This is a genomic window from Tautonia rosea (assembly GCF_012958305.1).
Classification (GTDB): domain Bacteria; phylum Planctomycetota; class Planctomycetia; order Isosphaerales; family Isosphaeraceae; genus Tautonia; species Tautonia rosea.
On sequence record NZ_JABBYO010000019.1, the window covers coordinates 40071 to 65650 of the forward strand.

At 62.1% G+C, this 25580-nt stretch carries 13 protein-coding genes; 9 read left to right on the forward strand and 4 right to left on the reverse strand.

Going from position 1 to position 25580, the window contains the following annotated elements:
- Window positions 1-83: 83 nt before the first annotated feature.
- The 3 genes from HG800_RS23920 to rpiA form a co-directional block, all read right to left on the reverse strand.
- On the reverse strand, window positions 84-287 hold the full coding sequence (locus tag HG800_RS23920; RefSeq protein ID WP_169980332.1) for a hypothetical protein: 204 nt from the start codon (window positions 285-287) through the stop codon (window positions 84-86).
- On the reverse strand, window positions 284-850 hold the full coding sequence (locus HG800_RS23925; RefSeq protein WP_169980334.1) for an HYExAFE family protein: 567 nt from the start codon (window positions 848-850) through the stop codon (window positions 284-286). Before HG800_RS23925 ends, HG800_RS23920 begins: the two co-directional genes overlap by 4 nt.
- 216 nt (window positions 851-1066) lie before the next feature.
- Window positions 1067-1741, reverse strand: a complete 675-nt coding sequence (rpiA, locus tag HG800_RS23930) for a ribose-5-phosphate isomerase RpiA (RefSeq protein WP_206352426.1) — start codon at window positions 1739-1741, stop codon at window positions 1067-1069.
- A 245-nt stretch (window positions 1742-1986) separates the two neighbouring features.
- Between rpiA and HG800_RS23935 the strand changes: the two genes are divergently transcribed.
- The gene (locus HG800_RS23935; protein WP_169980338.1) at window positions 1987-2625 is read left to right on the forward strand and encodes an HAD family hydrolase; all 639 of its coding nucleotides are present in this window, start codon (window positions 1987-1989) and stop codon (window positions 2623-2625) included.
- A 597-nt stretch (window positions 2626-3222) separates the two neighbouring features.
- Entirely contained in the window at window positions 3223-13833 is a 10611-nt protein-coding gene (locus HG800_RS23940) for a S8 family serine peptidase (RefSeq protein WP_169980340.1), read from the forward strand.
- 363 nt (window positions 13834-14196) lie between these two features.
- Here HG800_RS23940 and HG800_RS23945 read toward each other — a convergent pair whose 3' ends face one another.
- A complete protein-coding gene (locus tag HG800_RS23945; protein ID WP_169980342.1) occupies window positions 14197-14493 on the reverse strand; it encodes a ferredoxin family protein in 297 nt (98 codons plus the stop codon).
- Between the two features lie 393 nt (window positions 14494-14886).
- On the opposite strand from HG800_RS23945, the gene HG800_RS23950 reads away from it, so the two are divergent.
- From HG800_RS23950 to HG800_RS23980, 7 genes are all read left to right on the forward strand, one after another.
- Window positions 14887-17376 carry a DUF1549 and DUF1553 domain-containing protein gene (locus HG800_RS23950; RefSeq protein ID WP_169980344.1) on the forward strand — a complete coding sequence of 830 codons (2490 nt, stop codon included), beginning with the start codon at window positions 14887-14889 and terminating at the stop codon, window positions 17374-17376.
- Window positions 17377-17435: 59 nt separating this feature from the next.
- Window positions 17436-18824: a DUF1501 domain-containing protein gene (locus tag HG800_RS23955; protein WP_169980346.1), complete on the forward strand. Its 1389-nt coding sequence runs from the start codon at window positions 17436-17438 to the stop codon at window positions 18822-18824.
- Between the two features lie 208 nt (window positions 18825-19032).
- Window positions 19033-19356, forward strand: a complete 324-nt coding sequence (locus HG800_RS23960; RefSeq protein WP_169980348.1) for a DUF971 domain-containing protein — start codon at window positions 19033-19035, stop codon at window positions 19354-19356.
- A gap of 89 nt (window positions 19357-19445) precedes the next feature.
- The gene (locus tag HG800_RS23965; RefSeq protein WP_169980350.1) at window positions 19446-20465 is read left to right on the forward strand and encodes a glycosyltransferase family 2 protein; all 1020 of its coding nucleotides are present in this window, start codon (window positions 19446-19448) and stop codon (window positions 20463-20465) included.
- An 802-nt stretch (window positions 20466-21267) separates the two neighbouring features.
- Window positions 21268-23223, forward strand: coding sequence for a YgiQ family radical SAM protein (locus HG800_RS23970; protein WP_390622661.1), 1956 nt, complete (start codon window positions 21268-21270; stop codon window positions 23221-23223).
- Complete coding sequence (locus HG800_RS23975) at window positions 23220-24677, forward strand: hypothetical protein (protein WP_169980354.1); 1458 nt, start codon at window positions 23220-23222, stop codon at window positions 24675-24677. Before HG800_RS23970 ends, HG800_RS23975 begins: the two co-directional genes overlap by 4 nt.
- Window positions 24678-24904: 227 nt before the next feature.
- Window positions 24905-25513, forward strand: coding sequence for a sigma-70 family RNA polymerase sigma factor (locus tag HG800_RS23980; RefSeq protein ID WP_169980356.1), 609 nt, complete (start codon window positions 24905-24907; stop codon window positions 25511-25513).
- Window positions 25514-25580 lie beyond the last annotated feature (67 nt).

Sequence of the window (25580 nt, forward strand, 5' to 3'; positions counted from 1 at the left end):
TCGGCGGGTCAGGCGGAGGACGAGTTGGCCACCCCCATGTTGGGCAGCGGAAACACGCACGAGACAGGACGACCAGCCTGGAATCAACGGCGGGCCGATAGGCTGATTGCGAACATCATGGCAATGCAGCCCGCCCCGGCAGCCAGGTAGCCGAACAGCGGCTTCCCTTCACTCTCCTCACCAGCCGGAGCCAGTCCAGGGTCCTGAGCGTTTACGGTAATCGGGGTCACCAAGCCAAGGGCCATTGCCAGGATCAATCCTCGGGCAACTCGGGTCAACAGGCTCATCGAGAAGGTTCCTTCGAGGTCGAGGCCGATCCGGGACGAGAGCCCCCGGGCGTCATCGGCAACCAGTCATCGAGCGGTCGGACACGCTTTCGAAAGGCGAGACGCGCCATCGCTACCGCTTTCCAGGCAGGGCCTCGAGACCGCAAATGCGTGAGGTAATCATCGAGACCCACCGCCCAGAATCGATAGATTCTCCCCCGGAAGGAAAATCCCCCTTCTCCCGGAGGCAGGCCGAATGTCGGAGGTCGCTCGGCATACACGAATGCCAGCACCGACTGAAATGACGGGCCGAACAACGCCTGCCAGCGTACCAGACCATCGAGGTCGTCGGTCGTCACCCAGTTCTCCCATCGACGACGGCCCAGGGCATTTTTACCGCGCTTGCCTTTGACTTCCACCACCAGGTTCGGGCCCAGACTCGGATAAAGCAGGAAATCCGGTGATTTCAAGCCACCCTCCGGGGCCAGCGATCGTTTGGCCTCATCGATCGCCACACAAGGGACCTTTCGAGCGCGAATGTACGCCTCGAAGGCCGCCTCATAATGGTTGGAACGATCCGCCATCGACGTCGCTACCCTGAGTCGGTGTTCCTTCTGAGCGAACTGAGGCCATCCGGCGAAGACACGTTCACCGAAGCTCGTGGAATCTGACCGTACATCATATCCGGCCTCGACGATTCTCGCGAGACGTCGATCACCGTGATCTTTGGAACTGGGAACGCGATCGGACAATCAGTTTGGCCTTCGAGCTGCCGCGGACACGACGGCAGGATCGCCCCTTTACTCGTCTCGTTGCCGAAGCTCCACGGAACCATCGTCCCGGCCAATGAGGACCCGCCGGGCCATTCCCAGAAAAAAACCCGTTTCGACCACCCCCGGGATGGCCCGAATCCGGTCGTTCAATTCGCTCGGTTCTTCGTCAAGCGCCGAGAGATCGATGTCGATGGTGTAATTTCCGTTATCGGTCGGGACCGGTTGACCTTCCTGCAATCGAAGCTCCGCCTCGAGGCCCAATCGCGACAACTTCCGCTGAACGAGTGGCAAGCCGAACGGAACGACCTCTACAGGAAGCTGCCGACAGTATCCCCGGCCGAGCCGATTGGTCAATTTCTCCTGACCCACCAGGATAATCAGGGTTCGAGAAGACGCCGCCACGATCTTCTCCCGAAGCAAGGCCCCACCGAGCCCCTTGATCAGGTCGAGCTGGGGATCAACCGCATCAGCTCCGTCGAAAGTTGCGTCGATCTCCTCCACATCCCCCAGCCCGAGCAGCGGAACCCCCACTTCTCGCGCGAGAGCCTCGGTCGCCCGGGAAGTGGCGATCCCCCGCACGTCCAATCCCTCACGGACCTGCTGTCCCAGCCGTCGAACGAATTCGGAAGCAGCCTGTCCGGTGCCGAGGCCGATCACCGTACCATCGACGACCAGTTCGAGCGCTTTCTCCGCAATGCTCACAACGACGTTCCTTAATTCTCCGTTGCGATCCTGCACAGAATTGCCGAATCGCGCCGCCCTCATGACCCGTCTTCCTACGATGACAGATGCCGATCCTTCTCGCAAGCGACCCGACGAAGGGATGTTCGCGGACTCGGGATCAACGGTTTGACCGGGCCTCGTGCCGGCGCGACCCTGGAATTGCTACAATCACGGCCCTTTGGTTCCTCAGTGCTCAACCCATCCTTCATCAACGATTGCCCTCAATGAACGCTCCCGCCATCATTTTTGACTTTGGGAATGTGGTCGGCTTCTTCGACTACGCTCGGGCTTGTGAGGCGATCGCCCATCCCCGCGGACTACAAGCCCAGTCGCTCCTTCAGTCCGCCCGCAAGGCTGGGCTCAATGACCTCGTGGCCCAGTTCGAGATCGGTCAACTGACCGCTGAAGCCTTCGCGAGCGCCTGCTGCGACCTGCTCAAACCCCTCAACGTCTTGCCCGACGAATTCATCGCGGCCTGGTCCGATATCTTCTGGCCGAACGAAACCCTCGTCCCCTTGATTGAGCGCCTCCGTCATACCGGCCACCGTCTGATCCTCGGCTCGAATACCAACGACCTGCACGCCTCACGCTTCCGCCGTCAATTCGCCGAAACGCTCACCCACTTCAATCACCTGATCCTCTCGTACGAGATCGGCCATCTGAAGCCGTCGTCCGGGTTCTACCAGGCTTGCGTCCAGGCAGCCGAGACCGAACCGGCTGATTGCATCTTCATTGACGATTTGCCGGAGAATGTTCAGGGAGCCCGCCAGTCGGGTCTGCAGGGAATCTGCTACCGCGATACCCCCAGTCTCGAATTCGAACTGGCTCGCCTCGGTATCACCTCGGCCAACCCAATGCGCTGATCGTTTCCCCTCGCAATCATTTCCTCCACGGTCTCCGTCATGGCGGGTTTCTCGATCAATCGTGTCAAATCCCGATCATCCCGTCCGACCCTCAACCGTTCGAAGCGATCGTGTCCCTGGCGGTTTGACACCGCCGTCCCAGGCCGCACACTCCTAATCGAGCCACGGCCCAACGGAACGTCCAGCCGCTCGGGATTGTTGCGACAAACACACCTTTTGATCCCACCTCGAAAAAATCCCACGGACAGGGACTTGACTCGCCCCGGGGCACGTCGCCATGATTGGGTGAGTGCATTCATGACTTCTCCGTCTCAGCGCTTCGACCGATTCAACTGTCCTGACCCGACCAAAGCCCTTCGAAGCCAGTGGTTGAGGAGGTCGATGACTGAACGAGCGTGGCGCGCGGGGCGGAACCATCTCGCGTCGGGACCCTGGCCGAGTTTGGCCGGGACGTTGGAACACTTTGGGATCTGATCGCACCTTATCTCCGAGCATCCCCCGGGAGAAACTCCCCGTTCGTCGCGGGGCATCGTCGGCACGCAAACCAAATGTCCGGCGGACGAGTGGGGGGGCGGGACCAATTCCAGGAGTCGTTCGATGGGCAGCTTCAAGGGTGACAAGCGCAAGCCAGGCCGGAATCGTCCTCGCTCCCTCAGTGGGCTCGCTCGACGCGACATGAGCCCGGAGCGGTTGGAAGAGCGGACGCTTCTCTCCTCAGGGTTTACGACACCTCAACAGGTCACCGCGGCCGCGTTGAACGGGCCGGTCTTTGGAAACGGTGGGAAACACCTCTCCGAGCTGTTCGAGGCGAGCCGAGTTGGCGGTGACGCCCTGCAGCAGACCATCGCGGCCAAGTCACAGTTCATCACCTTCCGCAACGGCATGGTTGGTGTGGACATCTTCAGCGATCGGTCCATCGGCTTCGATCGTCTCTCGAAGACACTCACCGATCTAGGGATGCAGATCGTCGCGACGGATTCGCGCAATCAGATCGTCGAAGGCTTCCTGCCGTTGAATCAACTCGGCACGGTCTCACAAATGGCGGGCGTCCGAACCATCACGCCAATCTTCACCCCGGCCTTGCGGACCCAAGGCTCTGCATCGAACCAGGCCAACGAGGTGATGCGGGCCGACGTCGCCCGGAGCCAGTTCAATGTTGATGGAAGCGGCGTCACCATCGGGGTGATCTCCGACAGTACCGACCGCTTCCAGGGTGGGTTGGCTGACTCGATCAACTCCGGTGACCTCCCCCCACGAAACCGCATCAACGTTCTGCTCGATGAGCCCGTTGGAGGAAGCAACTCCGACGAAGGCCGGGCGATGATGGAGTTGATCTACGACATCGCTCCGGGAAGCAATTTCGCCTTCCACACCGGCTTCCTCGGTCCCGTTGCATTCGCTGATGGTGTGCGCCGTCTGGCCCGTGAGGCAGGGTCCCAGCTGATTGTCGACGACGTCGGCCTTGCTGGCGAACCCGTCTTCCAGCCAGGTCTGATCGCCCAGGCGATCACTGATGTCACAACAAACGACGAAGTAACCTATTTCAGCGCGGCCGGAAACGATGCCGATCAGGGCATCGAGACTAACTTCCGCGGTGTCAACGCCACCGTCAACGGAGTTGGGGCTGGCCGTTTCCTCGACTTCGATCCCGGCCCGGGTGTCTCCACCACGCTTCAGGTCACCACCACTCAGGCCAATTCCCGAGTGGTCATGTGGTGGGACGATCCCTGGTTCACCGGCGCTGCCGACACCAACCTTGACTTCTTCATCATTAATGCCAACGGTACCGTTGTGGCCTCAGGGGTCAACAACAACATCGGTAGTGCGGCTCCTCAGGAATTCGAGGTCATCCCCGCTGCAGGAACCTACCAACTCGCGATCCGAGTCACCGGCGGCCCCGACCCTTCTCGGGTCCGATTCCAGACCTTCTTCGACAGCCTCACGGTTGACCAGCGGTTCGGCAATGCGGGAGCCACCACCTACCCGACGACCTTCGGTCATCCGGCGCACACGGACGCCATCGGCGTGGGTGCCGTCAACTACTTCGACGCTCCCCCCTTCTCGTCACAGACTCCGACTCCGACGGCAGACTTCTCGTCCCTCGGTCCGGTCCTCTACTTCTTCGATGCGGCCGGCAACCGACTCCCTCAATCGCAACTGCTGCTGAAGCCTGATATTGCCGGCCCTCAGGGCACGAATACGTCCTTCTTCATTCCTGGGCTCGACATCGAGCCTGATGGTTCACCGAACTTCTTCGGCACCTCGGCCGCCGCTCCGAACGTGACCGGCCTTGCGGCCTTGATGAAGGAGCTCAACCCCTCGTCCCGCCCCTCCGACATCCGCCAGGCGTTGGTCAACACGGCCACTCCGGTGAACGGTACCCCGGCTCGGGCGTGGGATAACCGTGGCGGTTTCGGTTTGGTCGACGCCGTGCGATCGATGACGGCAATCGATCAGCTTCGCGTCGTGGCCTCGACTCCGGCCAACGTGGCCGTCCTCGGGTCGGCTCCCACGTTCGTTGAACTCGAATTCTCGAAGCCGATTGATCCGACCTCCGTCCAGGCCTCCGACCTCACTTTCCCCGTCGCTCCGACTGGGGTCTCCATTGCGGTCGGTACCCCGGTTGTAGTGAATCCGATCACAGTTCGGTTCCCGATCACCCTGAATGTCGCCTCACCTAATGTTCAGGTCAACGGCACCTACGTCTTCCGCCTGGCCGATGGTGCGATCCGAGCCCAGGATGGAAGCGAGCTGGTCGGGCTCGACCGAGCCTTCTCCATTAACGACGTGATCGCCCCTCGTGTCACCAACACGCTCCTTCAGGGCCGGATCATTGTCGTTCAGTTCAGCGAGGCGATGCGAGCCTCGACCATCAATAAGAGCACCGTCCAGCTCATCCGAACCGGTGGCAGCGGCCAGTTCAACAATCCCTCGAATGTCGTTGTCACCGACGACCCCCGGGCGATCTTCTTCTACGACGCTCCGAACAACCGGGCCATTTACGATCTCCGAGGCTTGCCGCAAACGGCCATGCCTTCAGACATCTACGCGTTGGTCGTGAGCGACGAGGCTCGCGACGCGACTGGCCTTCGGCTTGATGGGAATTTCAACGGCCAATTCCCGTCTGGCGATGGTGTTGCGGGTGGTTCCTTCGTCCAGAATCTCGGTGGTCGACTGGTCACTGCCCCTCAGATCGTTCAGTTCGGAATGGCCACCACCTCCGACACCGGTCTTCCCGGCGATCGGAACACCAACCAGACGCGACCCTCCTTCGCCGGCTTTGTCTCTGCTCAGTTCCCTGCCACCAACGCCGGTCTTCAGGTCGCCATTCAGTTTATCCAGGATCGACCGGGCGGCTTCGATCTCGACATCGGACCCAATGGCAACGGCTTCGTCGGGACTCCCGATCTGATTGTCACGACCGATGCCTCGGGCTTCTTCACCTTCCAGGCCCCCGAAACCCTCCGCCCTGGGCTCCATCAGGTTCGGATCGTGGTGGTGGGCGAAGTGGAATGGCCGCCCACGGCCGGTAAGGCAAGTCGCTCGGAGCTCTCCTTCCGGGTCGACACCAACGGGCCACTGGTCACGACCAGTTCCATTCCGATGGATTCCCGGATTTCGAACCTCCGCAACATCACGCTGAACTTTGCGGATCCGATCAATCCGACCGACCCGAACGACCCGCTCGCCGTTCCGGTCCAACTCGACGTGCCCGCGCTCGATCCCCGCACCGCCGAGAATCTAGGAAATTACTCGCTCTACAACCTCGGCCCCGACCGTCAACTCGGCACGCCCGACGACATTGATTTCTCCCGTTTTATTCAGAGTGCCACGTTCACCTCGACCACGAATCGGAACGTCTCGACCGACCCCTACACCGCTCGCGTCGATCTGACATTCTCCGATGGGCTTCCGGCAGGGCGTTACGTCCTTGTGGCCCGGACTCAGGAAGCCAACTTCTCGGGCATCCGAGACGCGGCAGGCAACCCGCTCGATAACAACACCGGTCAGACCGGAAATCAGAGCTTCTTCACCTTCTTTGAGCTGCAACCCGAAGCGACCTTTATCAGCAGCTTCAAAGCCTTCAGCCCCTCTCCGGTCCCTGGGACAACGGTTGAGAGCGGCCCCAGAGCCTTCTACGAGGTTCCAGTCCCCGGCTTCACGCCTCGGGCCGAAGCGCCTCCGACCATGTTCCACATCGATTTCTCCAACACTCTGGAGGATCGCGACTACACCAACGCCATCCAGTTGATTCGATCGGCCGATTCGGCCCTGGACGATGCCGACGGCGACTTCGGCCTGAACGGGGTGACAGGGTTTACAACCGTTTCCGGCCTCACGGTCCAGTTGACCAACTCAGTTCCGGGTGCCACCTTCGGCCAGCCGGGCTTCAGAAACCGCCTAGTCGTGCAATTGCCTCAGGGACAACCCCTTGAGCCCGACTACTACCGCATCGTCCTGCCGAACTCGGGTGCAGAAATCATCCGAGACGTCTTCGGCAACCATGCGGACCTCGAATTCCTCGGCAATCAGAAGCCCGCGGGCAGCGACTTCGAAGTTTTCATGCCCGATGGAACCTACCGAGACGGCCTCACCGGCGACGGTGTCGGCGGCGGTACGTTCGTCACCGGGTTTGCCGTCGTTCCTGGCCAGCGACTGGGCTCCGATGGTCGGGTCCGCGGGAATATCATCTACACCCGCCCTGACTATCAGGACGATCCGTTCCTCTCGACCGATGATCCCGATGGCAGCATGCAGCGGCCCTTCGCCACGCTGCTGCCGGAAGCCCGGCCAACGGCTGCGAACGGGGGCGACCTGAACTCGTCGGCCAACTTCGGCACCGGCTTCAACCCCTTGCTCGACCGCAACGGCAATGGTCGCTTCGACCGCTCCGCCTTCTTCGAGGCTGAGCAGAATCGCTCGGAAGGCCCGGTCGTCATCGTGGCTCTCCCTGGCATTCCGCGGCCTGGCACCGGTAACTTCCAGACCGTTCAGGAAACGTTTGTGATTGCTCCTCCGGCCGGGATCGACCCGACTATTCCGGAGGGGGATGCCAGCGGCTCCGTGCCGGAAATGACCACCCTGGTCTTCAATCCCGGCTCGGCGCTGAAGATGTTCAACGCCTCGCTCTTTGTCCAGAATCAGGGATCGGCCCTGCAAATTCGAGGCGGGACGAATCCGGGTGAGACGGTCTTCATCACCTCGTACCTGGACGACTCGATCGGTGGCGACACCAATCGCGACCGGACCAATACGACTCCTCGCGGCGGAGACTGGGGCGGCATCGTCTTCCGGAACTACGACGACGTCTCCAACGGGCGAGCCGGCTTGCCCGCCCAGTTCCCGGTCGACGGCAAGCTCGGACTCTCGGGCGCCTCGGATGTAATGTCCCTGATCAACCAGGCGAACATCCGCTTCGGTGGTGGTGCCGTCCCGCAGACGATCGGAACGCGGTACGACACGATCACTCTGTTCAACAGTCGTCCGACGATTACCAACACGACCGTCTCCGAAAGTATGGGAGCCGGCGGATCGCAGGCCGCCATCTCGGCCGACCTCGACTCGCTCCGGGAAGACACCATCGCCCGCGGTCCCCTCGTCCGCCGCGTCGAGTTCGTGGACAACTCGATCAATGGACTCTTGATTCGGCCCGCTCTGGGAACAGTCCAAGCCCAGGAGACCGACGCTCAGTTCTTCCCGAACAATCCGTCGAGCCAGGGCGGTGTCCGGAATTTCGTCATCGACGATCCGATCTCTTACGTCCTCAACTCTCAGCTCATCATCGGCCAACGGCTGAACACCATCACCGGAGGCACCTCGGGTGGGATCGGAAGCCGGCTGTATGTCCAGCCGGGCATGATGGTCAAGTCGAGCCCTGGTTCCTCGATCGCGGTGGCCAGCACCAGCGCGAGCCTCAACATCGGCGACCGGACCTACATCACCCAGTTCGATGCGAACCCGAGCTTCGGGCCGAACAGCGCGAACTTCAGGCCAAGCAATCGGGGTGACGCCAAGCCGCTGTTCACTACGCTCTTCGACGACGCGGCGGAGACCTTCTTCTTCGACCCGACCACCGGCGTTCGACGAACGATCGTCCCGGCCAACGCCACCGACGGGAACTCGAACAACCCGCAACCTTCTCCGGGCAACATTAGCCCGTCGCTCCGTTGGGGAAGCATCTCCGTGACTCCGGGAGCCCGAGCGGTCATCGACGAGGCCGAATTCCGCTACGGTGGCGGCCGGATCGTTGTCCCCGGCGGCGGCCTGGGGAACCGTCAGGTGCTGAACCTCTCCGGATTCGGAGCCGGTGCCTTCGTCTCGGTGACGAACAACGACTTCTTCGACAACTTCGACGTCCCGATCCTCGTATCTCCGAACCAGCTCCTCGCCGCCGATCCGACCCGTCCGTTGCTCTCCGGAAACCCGTTCTTCCGCGGCAACGTCATGGAGCGGAACTCGATCAACGGCCTGGGTGTCAGCACGGGCGGATTCGTCATTCCCCCGGTGAATTTCCAGGGTGACTTCTATGCCGAGTCCGTTCCCTTCAACGGTAATAGCCCGAACCTGACCGTTGACTCGGTCTGGGACGACACCGACATCGTCCACGTCCTCCGAGGCACGGTCATTCTGGCAGGTTGGAACAACAGCGGCTTCGGCTCGAAGCCTCTCCCGAGTGCCACCACCTTCGGGGCAGAACTCCAGCCCGCGGTCTCGCTCACCCTTCAAAGTGCCCTGCCTGACACCTTGCTCCCCAACGGTGAGCGGATCGCCCGCCCTGGCGAGGAACTGGTCGTCAAGCTCTTCAACGACACACCGATCGGCAACCCCGGCCCCGGCGACGCGATCGACCCGGCCCTCAACATGCAGACGGCCAACGTCACGGGGAACCTCTTCGGTGCAGGCTTCAACGTCGGTTACGACGACGGTGCCGACCCGGACGCTCCTAGCCCAACCGTCGATCCCGGCTATGGCAGCCAGATCCGAATCATTGGCATCGGTTCCAACGAGTCGACCGGTCAGCAGCGTGTTCCGGTGGTCATCACCTCGCTGCGGGACAACACGGCCGGCCCGGTCGTCCGCGGCGTCGACCAGTCGAACACCTGGTTCGCCGACTTCCGCGGCCGCAACATCCCCGGCGGTCTCGACACGCCGGCCCCCGGCGACGGCGGCATGATCGCCATCGGTGGCGGCAGCCTCTTCGATTACAACCTCTTCGATTCCCGCAACGGCAGCCTCATCGACAACGCCGACATCCGGTTCCTCCACCGGATCGAGTTCCAGGCTGGCGGCATCGTTGACGCCTTCGACCTGGACGACAGCGACGCCATCGACGCAAACGACCAGCTTCGCACCCAGAAGCTCGGCCTTGATCCGGCCACACAGTTTAATGCTCAGCATGGCTGGACGGTTTCGAACTCCAACCTGTCGAGCTTCCGGGACGCCGGCATCCTCGCTGATCAAGGGTTCGATCTGATCGCCCGAGAGATCACGAACATCGGAGGAACCCTCATCGCCGGTGGACCGAGCCGTATCGCCGGTCTCCGAGGCCAGCCGGTCAACCTGTTCCTGGTCAACAACACGATCGCGAACATGCCGGTCGGGGTTCGGGTCAACGCGACCACGGGCAACAACGACACAGCGCAGTCTCCGACTCAGATCGTGATGCTGCACAACACCTTCTACAACAACGGCGTCGGCTTCCGGGCCGAGGCGCCTGACTATAACGCAGGCCCGCCGTCAAACAGCCTGTCGCACGTCTACTTCTTCGGGATGAACAACATCTTCGATGGCGGGACGATCGGCAATCAGGCTGGAGCCGCGGCGGTTCGGACCACCGGCATGGTCGGCGGCAGCGAGTTGTTGTTCAACGTCTTCAACAACTACGCGACCAACATTGACATCACCAACCCGGCGATCGCTGGCTTCGGATTCCTCGGGAATAACAACCCGATCTTCGGCGACCCGCGGTTCCTCGACCCGCAGAACGGCAACTTCTTCCTCCAGCCCGGCTCGGTCGCGATCGACGCCGCGATCAGCGAAATCGGTCCGTTGGCCATCGGCAACATGCTCCGACCGGTGTCCAATCAGGTCCTCGATGCGAGTGGTGGAATCCGCAACACCACCGGGCGCACGAATGCGTTCGGGAGCCTCGGCAACCCCACGTCGACGCTCGATGTCATCACGCTTCCCGGCACACCGGGCCGTGGATTCGTCGACCAGTTCATCCCGGTCCTGCTCGGAACTCCCGGCTCGTTCCCGGGTCCGGCCTCCAGTGCCGCCACCTTCGCCTTCCGACCGCTTGGGGGCGAACGTGACCTGGAAGGTTTCCTGCGGATCGACGATCCCAACACCCCGAATCTCGGCTTCGGCAGCCGGCCGTACTTCGACATCGGGGCCCGAGAGTTCCGTCGCTTCAACCCGCCAATCATCACGAATCAGGGCGCTCCTGATGTCAACGGAGACGGGGTCGGCGACGGTGTCTTCGCCACGATCATCGACCCGTCGACCAGCAACCCGCAAGACATCAGCATCTACACCCCCGGTGGTGTCGCTGGCGTCAATCAGTCTCCTCAGTCCATCAGCTTCCAGATCAACAAGGATCTGGACCCGCTGACGGTCAACAGCCAGACGATCGTGCTTCAGGCTTCCGGCGGCGACGGCATCTTCGGCAACGCCAACAGCCCGGCCGACCGTACGATTCCGCTCTCAGGCCTGGTGAGCTTTGATCCGACCACCAACCGGATCGTCATCGAGCTGGCCTCGGCCAACCTCTTGCTGTCGAACGACCTCTACCGGATCACGCTCGTCGGCACCGGCGGCAATGTGATTCGCGATCGTCAGGGCAACGCCCTCGATGGCGAGAACATCGCCACGAACGGCCTGCCTGGCCCCCTGCCCTCGGGCGACGGCTTCCCGGGTGGCAACTTCATCCTGCCGTTCACGATCGACACGAGGGCGCCTGAAGTCGTTCCGGGCAGCTTCATGCTCGATCCGACGAACGATCCGACCTTCCCGGTCGGCATCACCAACGTCGACATGCCGACCTTCGTCGGCCGGATCACCGACCTGTTCCCGCCGGTCAACCCGCTGGTCAATCAGACGGTGGTGCTCGACGTCGACAGCAACGGCGACGGCGTCTTCGACCTGGTCGGGATCGGCCAGGCCATCACCGACGCCAACGGCAACTTCGTCATCACGGCCAACCAGGCCCTGCCCGATAGCCCGTTCAACGTCGGTCCCGACGGCATCTTCGGCACCGCCGACGATACCGGCTACAGCCGGGCCCGCGTCCGGGTGACCGACGTCTCCGGAAACGAGTCGGACCCGAACGACCCGAACGCCACCATCCGGTTCGTGCTCGATACGCGATCTCCGGAGATCATCTCGACCACGCCGACCGATGGCTCTCTGGTCAGCAGCGGTGGCTTCCAGGTCTCCTTCACTGCCGACGAGAACCTCCTGCTCTCCAGCCTGACCGCTCCTGGTTCCATCCAGGTGATCGGCGCCGGTCAGGATGGCATCTTCGGCACCGGAGACGACCGAACCGCGGGCGTCGACCTCGGCTCCTTGAACGTTCAGTACCTCGCCACGAGCCCGAGCGGCCCGATCCGGGTGAGCTTCAACGTCACGGGAGCAGATGCCAACGACACCTACCGGGTCACCTTGAACCCCTCGATCACCGACCGGGCCGGAAACCCGATCGAAGGTGGCGGCTTCTCCCTCGACATCGTGGTCTTCACCCCTGGCCAGGAACGCCTCCTCTTTGTCGGCACCCAGACCACGGGCAACCCCACCGGCTCGCGGAACAACCCGTTCCCGACCATCGCCGCCGGTCTGGCTGCGGCCACCGTCGGCGATACCGTGGCGGTCCTGCCCGGGACCTACAACGAGGCGGTGACGCTCAAGTCGCTCGTCCGGCTGGTCTCGGCGGACCTCTCGAGCACCGACTCGAACGTCGTCCCCGGTCGGGCTCAGGCCACCATCATCCGGGCTCCCTTGAATCCGAACGGTCCTGAGGTCTCGGTCATCGGGACCGACCTGATCGGCCTCGGCGGCGCTGTCGACACCGAGCTTCGTGGCTTCGCCATCGTTGCCCCGCTCTCGAACGTCAGCACGGGCCAGATTCAGGAGGATTCAAAGGGCTTGTTGCTGATCAACTCCGGCGGTCAATTCCACCGGAACATCATCATCAACGGTGGTGTCGGGCTCGACATCACCCCTCGATCCTCCGGCTCGAACGCCCGGATCGAAAGCAATGTCTTCGCCGGAAACCGAACCGGCCTGTTCCTCCAGGATGGGGACAACACCGACCCAATCCAGCCGGTCCGGGTGGCGAACAACACCTTCGCCCTCAACAACGGCGGGATGGTGGTCTACGACGCCACCCTGAACACCGGGTCGATTGTGGTTGCCGATGTTGTCAACAACATCTTCTGGCAGAACAACACCCGTACCCCGGGTGCTACCGATACCCACCTGGCGGTCTATCCTCCGGTCGCCCAGGTCCGAGGCAACATGTTCGGCTCAAACCCGAACAACCCGCTGCTCGGTTTCCCGGTGGGTGCCATCAGCACTACCCCGACCGCAGCGGCTGCCTTCAACTACATCGGTGAACCGGCCTTCATCGCGGCCCGAGACCCGAGACCCGGATTCGACGGACCGACAGTGACCCTGCTCGACGGCAACTTCGGTCTGACCCCGTCCTCGGCTGCGATTGACGCGGCCATCGGACAGGCGGCCCCCTCGGCCGACTTCCTCGGACGTCCCCGAGTCGATGTGCCCAATCGCGGCTTCCCCAACCTCGGACCGGCGGATGTCGGAGCTTACGAGTTCCAGCCCTCCAGCCAGGTCATCATCCCTGGGTTCCCGGGAATTCCGGGGTCGCCGACCTCGCCGGTTCCGACCCCACTGCCCCCTGGTTCGGTCCTCTTCGGTGCTCCTCAAGCGGTCACTCCGAGCGAACCGGGCGCCCCGGTGAACGTCGGCCCCAACAACCCCACCATCACGTTCCAGCCCGGAACGGGTGTCGGACGGGCCGCTCAGACCACCGGCTCTCAGCAAGCGACTGCCGGACAGGCTCGCCGCGACCGAGACGCCCTGCGAGGTCTCCTCACCGGCAAACAGACCAAGGCCGCTGAGACCGCTCCTCAAGGCAAGCGTCCCTGGCACGACCTGCTCTCTCTGACTCGCTTCCGTCGCGGAATCTGATCCTGATTCCGATTGACACCCCGTCATCACGCAAGGCGAGCGGCTCCTTTCCGGACCGCTCGCCTTGCGTTTTGCGCTGTCCAGGTGCGTTCTGGAATCGGGACGATTTCCACAATCGGCAGTGACGGATCTTCACTCGCAGTCCAAACTCGGACCACGACCGCCGTCCACCCGATTCCATTGGGATCGCCCGCCAGTCGATCTTCTCGATTGCGTGAGCCCTCTTCCGACCCGATCGTTCACCCACTCGACCGAGTCTGGGGGAACGTCCACGATGAGTGCCCCATGGTCAAACTTCCGAGTTGACACAACGTGGAGCAAGGGCCATCCACGCGGGATGGCCCGTTCGTCCGCAATCCTTCGTCAAGACTTCCCGACGCAACCTTCACCTTCCAGTGCCGGCTTCTTCTCCGTGATCACAGGACACTTCGGTGATTCTTCCGCGTTGAGCGGGGTAAACTCCTTCCACTCGTCAGGCACGTTATCTTCGTGGAAGATCGCCTCGACCGGACATTCCGGCACGCAGGCCTCACAGTCGATGCACTCCTCCGGGTGGATGAACAGCATCTGCGCCCCTTCATAGAAGCAATCGACCGGGCATACCACGACGCAGTCGGTGTACTTGCAGTCGAAGCATGGCTCGCAGACGATATGCGCCACGTTGCGCTCCTTTAAGTTCAGTGGGATTGAGCAAGGCGAAGTGACCGATCGTTCGGCCGAGTCGGTCTCGGAGTCAACACCAATTGTAAAGACTTTTCAAGTCCACTGCACGACAGACAAGGCAGGCGTCCCGGTTTCCCCGTCTCCTTCTCCGCAAGGGATGATCTCTCGGCGTGAATACGTTTGGTCTCCGCAACATCTTGCCTTCGATCGACTCGGAGGGATTTTCAGCGAAAGCCAGGACGCGCATTCAGCTCACGCTCATCAATCGCTTGACGCGCCTTGCGGATTGGCTCTATGTTGAATCATTGACGGAGATTCGGTCACCTCCCGACCGGATCGGTCCTCCTCGTGCCCCGGTCCTCCCGCCTTCGCCTCCGAGGAGCAAGCCCTGTGCGACTTCCCTCGTCATTCCGATTCGGATCGGCCGTTCACACGCTGCTGTTCATCGTCCTCCCGCTGCCGACAGTCACCGCTACCTCGTCCTCATTCCCTTCCCTCTCGATCGAGCCCGCCTCGATCCACCTGACCGACCCGAGCGACCGACAGCAGATCGTCGTCACTGCCCACTGGCCTAACGGTTCGGTGCGTGACGTCACGTCCGAGGCTACGTTCTCCGTCGATGTCGACCGAATGGCTCAGATATCTCCCCCCGGCGTGGTGACCCCAGGTTCAGCCCGCGGCGGGTCGACCCGCCTCGTCGCTCGCTTTGGAGGGTCCTATGCTGAGGCGGTAGTTACCACAGCTTCCAACGATTCCCCTCGGCCGATCAGCTACCGGCACGACGTGGCCGCTGTGCTCTCGAAAGCCGGCTGCAACATGGGGGCATGTCACGGCAATCTCAACGGCAAAGGCGGATTCAAGCTCTCGCTCCGTGGCGATGACCCAGGACTTGACCTGCTGACCATGACCCGAGGGGTCCTTGCCCGTCGGATCGACACCATGGTCCCCGAGTCGAGCCTCATCCTTCTGAAAGCACTTGGTCAGCTTCCCCACGAGGGAGGCCGACGTTTCGGTACCGAGGACATCGAGGCCCACATCCTCCGCTCCTGGATCGCCGGGGGGGCCGACGACGACCTCGGCTCCGTCCCCGAAATAGCTTCGCTTTCCATCTTCCCGAGCGAACGAATCAACGCCTTCCCAGGCTTGAGCCAGCAGGTCATCGTGACCGCCACCTTCGCCGACGGCTCGACCCGCGACGTGACCCGACTGGCGGCCTTCGACGTGGACGACCCAACCGCAGTGTCCGTTTCTCCCTCCGGCCTTGTCCGCCGTAATGGCTCGGGAGAGTCGGTCGTCTCGGCCCGATTCCTTGGCAGGCACGCCGTTTCCCGTCTCGCCTTCCTGCCCGATCATCCCTCCTTCGCCTGGGACGGGCCCGAGGCGAGAACCCCCTTCGATGAGGCCGTCTTCGCCAAGCTCGAAGCCCTCAAGATCCACGCCTCCCCCCCGGCCTCCGATCACGTCTTCCTTCGACGCGCCTACCTCGACGCCATCGGCGTCCTTCCGACCCCCGACGAGGCCCGCGCCTTCCTTGATTCCGACGATCCCGACAAGCGAGCCCACCTCGTCGATGTCCTCCTCGATCGTCCCGAGTTCGCCGACTTCTGGGCCTTGAAGTGGGCCGACCTCCTCCGCAACGAGGAAAAGACGATGGGGCCGAAAGGCGTCTGGGCCTTCCAGCGCTGGCTCCGCGACCAGATCGACGCCGATGTCCCCCTCACCGATTTCGCCGAGGCCCTGCTGACTGGCTCCGGTTCCTCCTGGAGCAATCCGCCGGTGAGCTTTTACCGCACGAACCGCGATCCCGAGACCTGCGCCGAGAGCTTCGGCCAGATCTTCCTCGGCGTTCGCTTGCAATGCGCCCGATGCCACAATCACCCGTTCGACATCTGGACCCAGGACGACTATTACGGCATCGCCGCCGCCTTCGCCAACATCGAACGCAAGGAAGTCAATAACTCCCGGCGCGATCGGCTTAACTCGCACGAGATCAACGGCGACGTCCTCATCCATCTCCGCGGGAAACCCGGGATGACCCACCCGGTCACGCGCGATCGCGTCCCTCCCACCGCCCCCGGAAACATCCTGCTGGAGTTCGCCGACGACAATGACGCCCGCGCCTCCCTCGCCGACTGGCTCACCCGGCACGACGAACAATTCGCCCGGAACATGGCCAACCGCGTCTGGTTCCACATGTTCGGCCGGGGGGTCGTCGACCCAGTCGACGACTTCCGATCCTCCAATCCCCCGAGCAACCCCGCCCTCCTCGACGCCCTCACCAACGCCTTCATCGCCGGCGGCCACCGGGTGAAACCCCTCGTTCGGCAGATCATGACCTCGGAGGTCTACGGGCTCGACTCCATCCCCCGCCCGACCAACGTCGACGACGAAGCCAACTTCACCCGAGCTCGAATCAAGCTTCTTCCCGCCGAGGTCCTGCTCGACGCCATCGCCTCGGCCCTCGACCGACCGGCCGACCTTGAGGGCGTCCCCCCCGGCACCCGAGCCGTCTCCCTCGCCGGGGCCAACACCGGCCCCGAATTCCTCGACGCATTCGGCAAGCCCGACCGTCTGCTCACCTGCGAATGCGAACGATCCGAGGAAACCACCCTCTCCCAGGCGTTTCAACTCATCAACGGCTCATCCGTCCGCTCCATCCTCGAAGATCCCACCAATCGCCTTGGACAACTCCTCGATTCCAACCTCAGCGAACAGGCCATTCTGAACGAACTTTACCTCGCCTCCCTCTGCCGCCCGCCAACTGACGAGGAGTCGTCTGGAGCCCTTAACTACCTCTCCTGCGCACCCGACCCGCGCACCGCCTGGGAAGACATCGCCTGGGCCCTGGTCAATAGCAAGGAATTCTTATTACGACGTTGAGTGATCGACCTCAACGACTCACCTCCCTCCTCGCCCCAGATGACCGGGAGATCGACCCGATGAATCGCGGATGCCCCGACTTCCAGGCCACCAGCCGCCTCTCGCGCCGGAGCCTCCTGCGCGTCGGGAGCCTCGGCCTCGCCGGCCTCTCCCTCCCGAGCGTCCTGCGGGCGGCCTCAGACCCGAGCAAGCCGCATCGCCCGGCGACCGCGAAGAACGTCATCTTCCTCCACCAGTTCGGTGGGCCGAGCCACATCGACACCTTCGACATGAAGCCAGACGCCCCCGAAGGAATCCGAGGCGAGTTCTCCCCCATCGCCTCGGCCGTCCCAGGGGTGAACGTCACCGAGCATCTCCCCCGGTTCGCCCAGGTCATGGACCGGGTCGCGCAGATTCGTTCCGTCCACCACCGGATGAAAAACCACAACTCGGCCAGCTACTACAGCCTGACCGGCCATGCTCCCCCGCTCGACGATATCCGCCTGCGAGACACGCTCGAACTGTTCCCCTCCTACGGCTCCGTCGTCTCCAAGCTCCGCCCAAGCGAGGACCCGGCGGTTCCGTCTTATGTCTCCTATCCGCACGTCTTGCGCGACGGCAGCGTCACCCCCGGCCAGCACGCCAGTTTCCTCGGCAAGCCATATGACCCCTTCTTCATCGGTCAAGACCCCAGCGAGCCTGGCTTCCGCCTCCCCGAGCTGGAACTGCCCGAATCAACCCCGCTCGGCCGCCTCGACGACCGCCGTGGCCTCCTCGAACTGATCGATCGCCAGGCTCAGCTTCTCGAATACGACGCGACCGCCCGAGGGATCGACGAATTCTACAGTCGCGCCCTCTCCATGCTCGCCTCTCCTCGGGTCAAGGGGGCCTTCGATCTCAGTCAGGAGCCCGACGCCCTCCGAGACCGTTACGGCCGCACCACCTACGGCCAGTCATGCCTGCTCGCCCGTCGGCTCGTCGAGACCGGCGTCCGGTTTGTCACCGTCTACTTCTCCCGATCCATCGGCGGCAACGGTTCGAACGGCTGGGACACCCATCAAGACAACTTCAACGATCTCAAAAACCGCTTGCTGCCGATCACCGATCAAACCGTCCCCTTCTTGATCCAGGATCTCGACGATCGCGGGCTGCTTGACGAAACGCTCATCGTCTGGATGGGTGAGTTCGGCCGCGGCCCGAAGATCGGCGACCGCGACGGCAAGGGGCGCAACCACTGGCCCAGCTGCTACACTGTGCTTTTTGCGGGTGGCGGCACCACTGGCGGCGCCGTTTATGGCTCCAGCGACCGCATCGGCGGCTACCCCGCCATCGACCCCGTTCCTCTGGAGAGCATCGCCGCCACCATGTATCATGCCCTCGGCATCGACCCCGAGACCGAGGTCTTCGATCGGCTCAACCGCCCGCTCGCCATCGCCTCCCAACGCCCGATCACCGAGATCTTCGCCTAAGAACAGAGGCAGATTTCAGCCACGGATGGACCACGGAACAACCACGGAGACGTCCCATTTGAGCGGTAGGTCTACCGGAAACTCACGCTCATCCCATTGGCCATCCTGCATCTCTTACCTTCCAGGCCCTTTCACTTTCCTTCTCCCGATCCATGTTCCATCCGTGGCTGAAATTTCCCCTCCTCATTTCATACCTCCTTTACCACCCATGAGCGACCCACCCACCAACATCCGCGCCCATCAGAACGATCAGGCCCTCGAACTCTCCTGGACCGATCTCGGCACCTCTCGGGTTCCGTATCACTTCATCCGAAGTGAGTGTCCCTGCGCCTCTTGCAAGGACGAATGGACCGGCGCCCGCATCCTCGACCCCGCCACCATCCGCCCCGACCTCCGTATCGAGGCCCTCGAACCGATTGGCAGCTACGCCGTCCGGATCGCCTGGAACGACGCCCACTCCTCCGGCCTCTACACCTGGGACCACCTCCGAGACCTGACCCAGCGTCATGCGGGAAACCCCGCTACGCCTTGATCTTTTGTCAGCGTGCTCGGAACACGGCCGGCGAACTCACACGTGGGCCGTTTGCCCCCAAACAACCCTCCTGAGAATCACGGGCCGGAATGACTCCCACCTCCGTCCCCCTTACCATCGCCCTGCCCACCTACAATGGGGCTCGCCACCTCGCCGAGACGCTCCGCTCGATCCTCGATCAATCGGTCGCTGATCCCTTCGACCTCTTGGTCTCCGACGACCGTTCCGAGGATGAGACACTCACGATCATCCGACAACTCGCTGGCGATCGAGCCCGGATCCTCATCAACCCCGAACGTCTCGGCCTCGCCGGCAACTGGAACCGCTGTGCATCCCTCGCAACAACTCCGCTTCTGGCGATCATCCATCAAGACGATCGACTCCTCCCCGGCCATCTTGCCGCACATCTCGCGGCGTTTGCCCAGCATCCCAGACTTGGCATGACCTGTGGCGCGTTTCAGGTCATCGACGCGGCCGGCTCCCCCATCTCCCCTTCGGTCATCGAACGCCCGGACCTCGGCCCGACGGACCGTTTCTTCCCTCCCGGTTCATTCGTTGCCGAGTTGGCCGCGCGAAATCCGGTCCGATGCTCCACGGTCATGCTCCGCGTCGAGGCCCTGAACGACGTCGGCGGCTTTGACCCAGCATATCGCTATGCCGTCGACTGGGACTGCTGGCTCCGGATTGCCCGCTGCTGGTCGGTCGCCTGGCTCGCGACTCCCTCGGTCGCCGTCCGCTGGCATGCCGAGAGTGAAACGCACCGCTTTCATCGCGGGTCGTCCGATCTTGATGAGGTGGCCCAGCTCCTCGACCAGATCCACTCCCACGACGCCGCCGTCCTTCCCCATCCTCGTAATCTGCGCCGGTCCGCCAATCGATCCCTCTCGGCCGCCTACCTCAACCGATCACTCGACGCCCTTCACGCCGGCAACGCCCCCCTGGCCAGCTCGTGCCTCCGTCGCTCCCTCTCCCTGCATCGCCCCATTCTGTTTCGCATCCTTCGCGACCCTCGCCTCGCCTTCCAGATGGCCACACTTGCCATTGCTCCCCACTGGGCCTCACGACAATTCCAGCGACCTGATAAGCCGACAGACTCAGCGGGGTTCTGATCTCTCTGCGAGCGTCAAGGGCCACCATTCTTCCATACCCTCACAATCACGAGTGTATCGAGCGTAATGCACGTATCCCTGAATCCGGGCGGTCCTGGGATCATCCCCCGACACGCCTTTGAACCCTTCTCGAAGAAAACGTGACTACCCTTGTGAGAATTCGCGATCATTTCAGTGGGGAAGCGACTCCATCCTGTAATCGATTCGCCAGGCGGTTCGTACCTTCGACCCCTCCGCTCTTTGGCAATTTGCTCGGCTCTGGCAAACAACATTCGCCTTCGTCTTCGGTCGGTCCCGCTCGTCGCCAAACACACCCAAACCGGATCGAATCGCCAGCGCGAAACGAACCCATCGCTCTGTCTTGAATCCCGGAACGAACCCAACCAATACTCGCGAAGCCCTGAAATTGCAGTGACTTACACTTCAGGATGCCATGCGTTCCAGAGCGTTCCCGGTCACGATCCGAAGCGCGATCTCGCAGGCCGCTTGTCCCTCCGATTCGGGTCTGAAATGGCACGGTGAGCGGGGGATTCTGGCAGCAATGCTGGAGCGGAACCCGTTGCAATCGAAGATCATGCTCGAACTTGGGCTGGCTCGCATCGTAGAATGGTCTGCTCAGGACTGAGGCTTCTCCCCTCGATTCGCGAAATCCGACCCTTGGCGATTGCCGCTCATGGACCTCGTTCAACTTCAACCGATCGCGACCGGACCGAACGAGCCAAACCGGGCCTTGACCCAGTTGCCGGTCCTCGATGATCGAGCGCCTCGACTCCTTCCTCCCCTTCCCGCCACCCGATCGGAGATGGACGCCCGAGGGTGGGATGCCGTCGATGTCGTCTTCGTCACCGGAGACGCCTACGTCGATCACCCGTCCTTCGCGAACGGCATCCTTGCCCGGGTTCTGGAAGCCGCAGGCTACCGCGTCGCCGTGCTGTCTCAGCCCGACTGGAAGAGCGCCGACCCCTGGCGCACGTTCGGCCGCCCTCGCCTGTTCTTCGCCATCAGTGCGGGGAACATGGACAGCATGATCAACCACTACACGGCCAACAAGAAGGTCCGCAACGACGACGCCTATAGCCCTGGAGGCCGCATCGGACTTCGTCCCGACCGCGCGACGTTGCCCTACTGCCAGCGAGCCCGCGAGGCCTTCCCCGGCGTTCCGGTCATTGCCGGCGGGGTCGAGGCCTCCCTGCGACGCCTCGCACATTACGATTATTGGAGCGACACGGTCAAACGCTCCATCCTGCTCGACTCGAAGGCCGATCTAGTGGTCTTCGGCATGGGTGAGCAACCGATCCTGGAGATCGCCCGGCGGCTCGCCTCGGGAGAATCGATCAAGGACCTCCGCGACATGCGAGGCGTGGCCTATGCCCTGGGAGCTAAGGAATTGCCCCCGGCCGACTGCCTCGCGCTCCCGACCTTCGAGGAGGTCAGGTCCGACAAGGTCCAGTTTGCCAGGGCCACCCGGATGATCCACCAGGAAACGAACCCACTCAATGCCCGACGCCTCGTTCAGTATCACGATCGACAGGCGATCGTCTGCAACCCCCCGGCCTTACCCGTTACCGAGGCCGACATGGACCGCATCTACGACCTGCCTTACACCCGTCGGCCACACCCGATGTACGGCGACGAACCGATTCCGGCGTTTGAATCCATCAAGGACTCCGTGACCATCATGCGCGGCTGCTTCGGCGGCTGCACCTTTTGCTCAATCACCGCGCATCAAGGGCGGATCATCCAATCCCGCTCGAAGAATTCGATTCTCAAGGAGTTGCAGGCCATCGGCCAGGACCCCAACTTCAAGGGAGTTGTCTCCGATATCGGCGGCCCGACCGCGAACATGTACCAGATGACCTGCACCCGCCCCGAGGTCGAGGCCGTTTGCAAGCGTCAGTCCTGCGTTCATCCGAAGATTTGCAAGCTGCTCGGCACCGACCACGGCCCCTTGATCGACCTCATGAAAGAGAGCCGCGAAATTCCTGGTATTCGGAAGGTCCTGGTCGCCTCGGGCGTCCGCATGGACCTGGCGCAGCAATCCCCCGAGTACCTTCAAGAACTCGCCGCCCACCACGTCGGCGGCCACCTGAAAGTGGCCCCTGAGCACACTGACCCCGAAGTGTTGAAACGGATGAAGAAGCCGGAGATCAACGATTACGAATCGTTCGACACCGCCTTCCGTGCCGCCAGCCAGCGGGCCGGGAAGACCCAGTACACGGTCCCCTACTTCATTGCCTCGCACCCCGGCAGTGACCTGAAGGCGATGATCAACCTCGCCCTGTTCCTCAAGCGTAACGGCTACAAGCCCGACCAGGTCCAGGATTTCATCCCGGCCCCGTTCGATGTGGCGACCTGCATGTACTACACCGGGCTCGACCCGTTTACCGGCGAGGAAGTCTACATCGCCCGTCACCTCCGTGATCGGAAGCTTCAGCGGGCCTTGCTCCAGTTCTTCAAGCCCGAGAACTACTTTGAGGTCCGCGACGCCCTGCTGAAGGCTGGTCGATCCGACCTGATTGGAGCTGGGTGCGACTGCCTGATCCCCTCTCAGCCTCCAAAGGCCGCCCTTCGAGCCCGCATGGAACGAGCCAACAAGGCCATTGCCGAAGGTCGCTACGTCCACCAGATTGACTCGAAGTCGAAGTCCGATGGACAAGCCTCATTCGCTTCAGATTCAGAAAATTCTCGAAGTGGCAAAGGGCCACGATCAGCCGGCTATCGTCCGGGCCGTTCGGGCGCTCGGAGGCGAAAAGGATGAGGCCTCCTCGACCCGCTCGCAGCCGTCGCTCCGGCCCTTCCTCGACGCGTCCTCCTCGATTCGACCGCGATCAGGCCGAATCTGATGATCCGACGGCCTTGCTCGTTGAGCATGCGGTCTCCGCAGCGGACCTGGCCAGGGAAACCGCCTCAATTGCCTTGCAGGCAGAGTCGGCCGTGTTCGGCGATCACCGGCGGCCCGAGCCGCTCGTCACATCGTCTCTGAAGCGACTCCGAGCCTTTTCCCTGGTCGACCGTCTCTTTGTTTCTCGTTCGATTGATTCGCTCTTCCGCTGGTGGGGTTGGATCGAGCCACTCCGACTTGACCCAATTGAGTCAAGACTTCTGGTCGCCGTATTGCTCGATCGCTCGGAGATTCCCGAAGCGTGTCGCGTCTGGGCCCGCCAGATCGGTGTCGATCCCCGCTGCCTTTCTCCGATCGGCAACGCCCCCAGCTGGGCTCGTCGGGCCGAGGCCTTCCGTCGCCTCGTAGAACAGCCCCGGGCCACCACCGAACCCTGGGCCTTGTTTCCCCGCTGGCTTCGGGACGAACTCCTCGAACCGCCCGGCGGTCAGCCGCTCAAACACCGAGTCGCGGATTTCCTTCAGACACTCCAGCAGCCAAGCCCTCCCTGGATCCGAGTCTACCGAGGTCAGCCCGAGGTCATCTGGAATCAACTCCGGAGCGCCGGCTGTTCTCCTCACGTGCACTCCCAATATCCCGACGCCGCATTGCTCGATCCTGGAACCATCCTTCAATCACTCGAACCTTTTCGACGCGGTGATATCGTCTCGCAAGACCTCTCCTCCCTGGTCGTCATCGCCTCCTGTGATGCGGATCCAGGAGAACGTTGGTGGTACGCAGGCAAACCCCGAGGCGAACGGGCTGTTCTTCTCGCGGATCGAATGTCGGGTAAAGGCACCCTGATCGTCGCCGAACTTGACGCCAGGAACCGCGTAAGAACCGCCCGAATTGCCCAACGAGGCCCGTATTCGAATGTGGCCACGCGCATCTGGGATGGCCGTCACGTCGTCGGAAAGCCGGGGACGTATCATGGGGTATTACTCGAACCTCCCTGTACGGGCATGGGACTCTGGCGCCGAGATCCAGCTCTTCGTTGGCTCATGGATCGGGCTCACCTGAATCAAATGATCGAGCAGCAAGCCGGTCTGCTACGTGCCGTGGCCTCCGGGGTCCGTCCTGCAGGGGTCTTAATTTACGCGGTCCCCTCGCTCGTTCGCTCCGAGACAACGGATCAGGTCGAACGATTCCTCGGACAACATCCCGACTTTCAGCTCGATCCATTCCCCGATCCCATCGATGGAACTCCAACCGATGGAACCTTTGTTCTCTGGCCCGATCGGGCCGATACCGAGGCCTGGTACCTCGCCCGAATGATTCGATCCCCTGACGTGCGTCACAGCCTGGGCGAACGTTTCGTGAAGGAGACTTAATCCCGCACCACTTTAGAGCGAACCACGACCGTTCACCTGTTTTGGCGCAAAGCGATCTCGGAAATGGCTTCCCGCTCATTATCGCGGATCGCCCCGGGAACCCGGTGCACTAGAGGAGACTTGACAGTGTCCAAGGTTTCACTCAATAGTGCCATGAGGTTTACCAGATTCATCATCATCTTCGTAACACGATCTCCGAACCAGGTAGGAACTAACGGAGCTGTCTGATGCCTTTTATCGCTCCTCAAACGCCTCCTGACATCCACTTCCATCAGTTGCTTCGAGAAGCTCGTGATGGATCGACCGAAGCTCGTTGGCTCGTTGTTCAGCTCTTTCGAAAAATGATGCTAACGATCGCAAATGAGGAAGTGAATCAGGCGATTCAGGCACGTGAAGCTCCGTCTGATATCGTCCAAGAGACGATCGTTGAAGCACAGCGAGACCTGGATCGCTTCCACGGAATGACCGAAAGCGAAATGCGCGGGTGGCTCAAAAGGGTTTTAAAACGCAATATCCAGAACCTGCATCTGAAATATCGCACGATCAAGCGTGACCTGAATCGTGAACGCCCAATCGAAGTGAAATCTCAGATGAGTGATCCGAAGATGACCGATCCGGGCCCTTCACCGAGTTCGGTGCTGGATCGTCGGGAACGGCTCCAGGGTATTGATCGAGCCATGAAAACCCTGCCAAAGCACTATCAGCAGGTCATCGAACTGTACTATCGGAAAGGTCTAAGTTTCACCCAAATTGGTGAGATTATGGAGCGAACGGAAGGCGCTGTCCGACAACTTCACGCCCGTTCGCTTCATGAACTCAGCAAGCGAATGAGGTAGGTCAAGGATAAGGATACAGATAATAAAATGCTGAGCGACCTTCGTTGCGAACGTCGCTCAGCAAAGA

Excerpts from the sequence above, each read along its gene's own strand:
- HG800_RS23970 (WP_390622661.1), top strand. The coding sequence starts at position 21,268 with ATGGACGCCCGAGGGTGGGATGCCGTCGATGTCGTCTTCGTCACCGGA.
- HG800_RS23920 (WP_169980332.1), bottom strand. The coding sequence starts at position 287 with ATGAGCCTGTTGACCCGAGTTGCCCGAGGATTGATCCTGGCAATGGCC.
- HG800_RS23965 (WP_169980350.1), top strand. The coding sequence starts at position 19,446 with ATGACTCCCACCTCCGTCCCCCTTACCATCGCCCTGCCCACCTACAAT.
- HG800_RS23955 (WP_169980346.1), top strand. The coding sequence starts at position 17,436 with ATGAATCGCGGATGCCCCGACTTCCAGGCCACCAGCCGCCTCTCGCGC.
- HG800_RS23935 (WP_169980338.1), top strand. The coding sequence starts at position 1,987 with ATGAACGCTCCCGCCATCATTTTTGACTTTGGGAATGTGGTCGGCTTC.
- HG800_RS23925 (WP_169980334.1), bottom strand. The coding sequence starts at position 850 with ATGGCGGATCGTTCCAACCATTATGAGGCGGCCTTCGAGGCGTACATT.
- HG800_RS23960 (WP_169980348.1), top strand. The coding sequence starts at position 19,033 with ATGAGCGACCCACCCACCAACATCCGCGCCCATCAGAACGATCAGGCC.
- HG800_RS23980 (WP_169980356.1), top strand. The coding sequence starts at position 24,905 with ATGCCTTTTATCGCTCCTCAAACGCCTCCTGACATCCACTTCCATCAG.
- HG800_RS23975 (WP_169980354.1), top strand. The coding sequence starts at position 23,220 with ATGAGGCCTCCTCGACCCGCTCGCAGCCGTCGCTCCGGCCCTTCCTCG.
- HG800_RS23940 (WP_169980340.1), top strand. The coding sequence starts at position 3,223 with ATGGGCAGCTTCAAGGGTGACAAGCGCAAGCCAGGCCGGAATCGTCCT.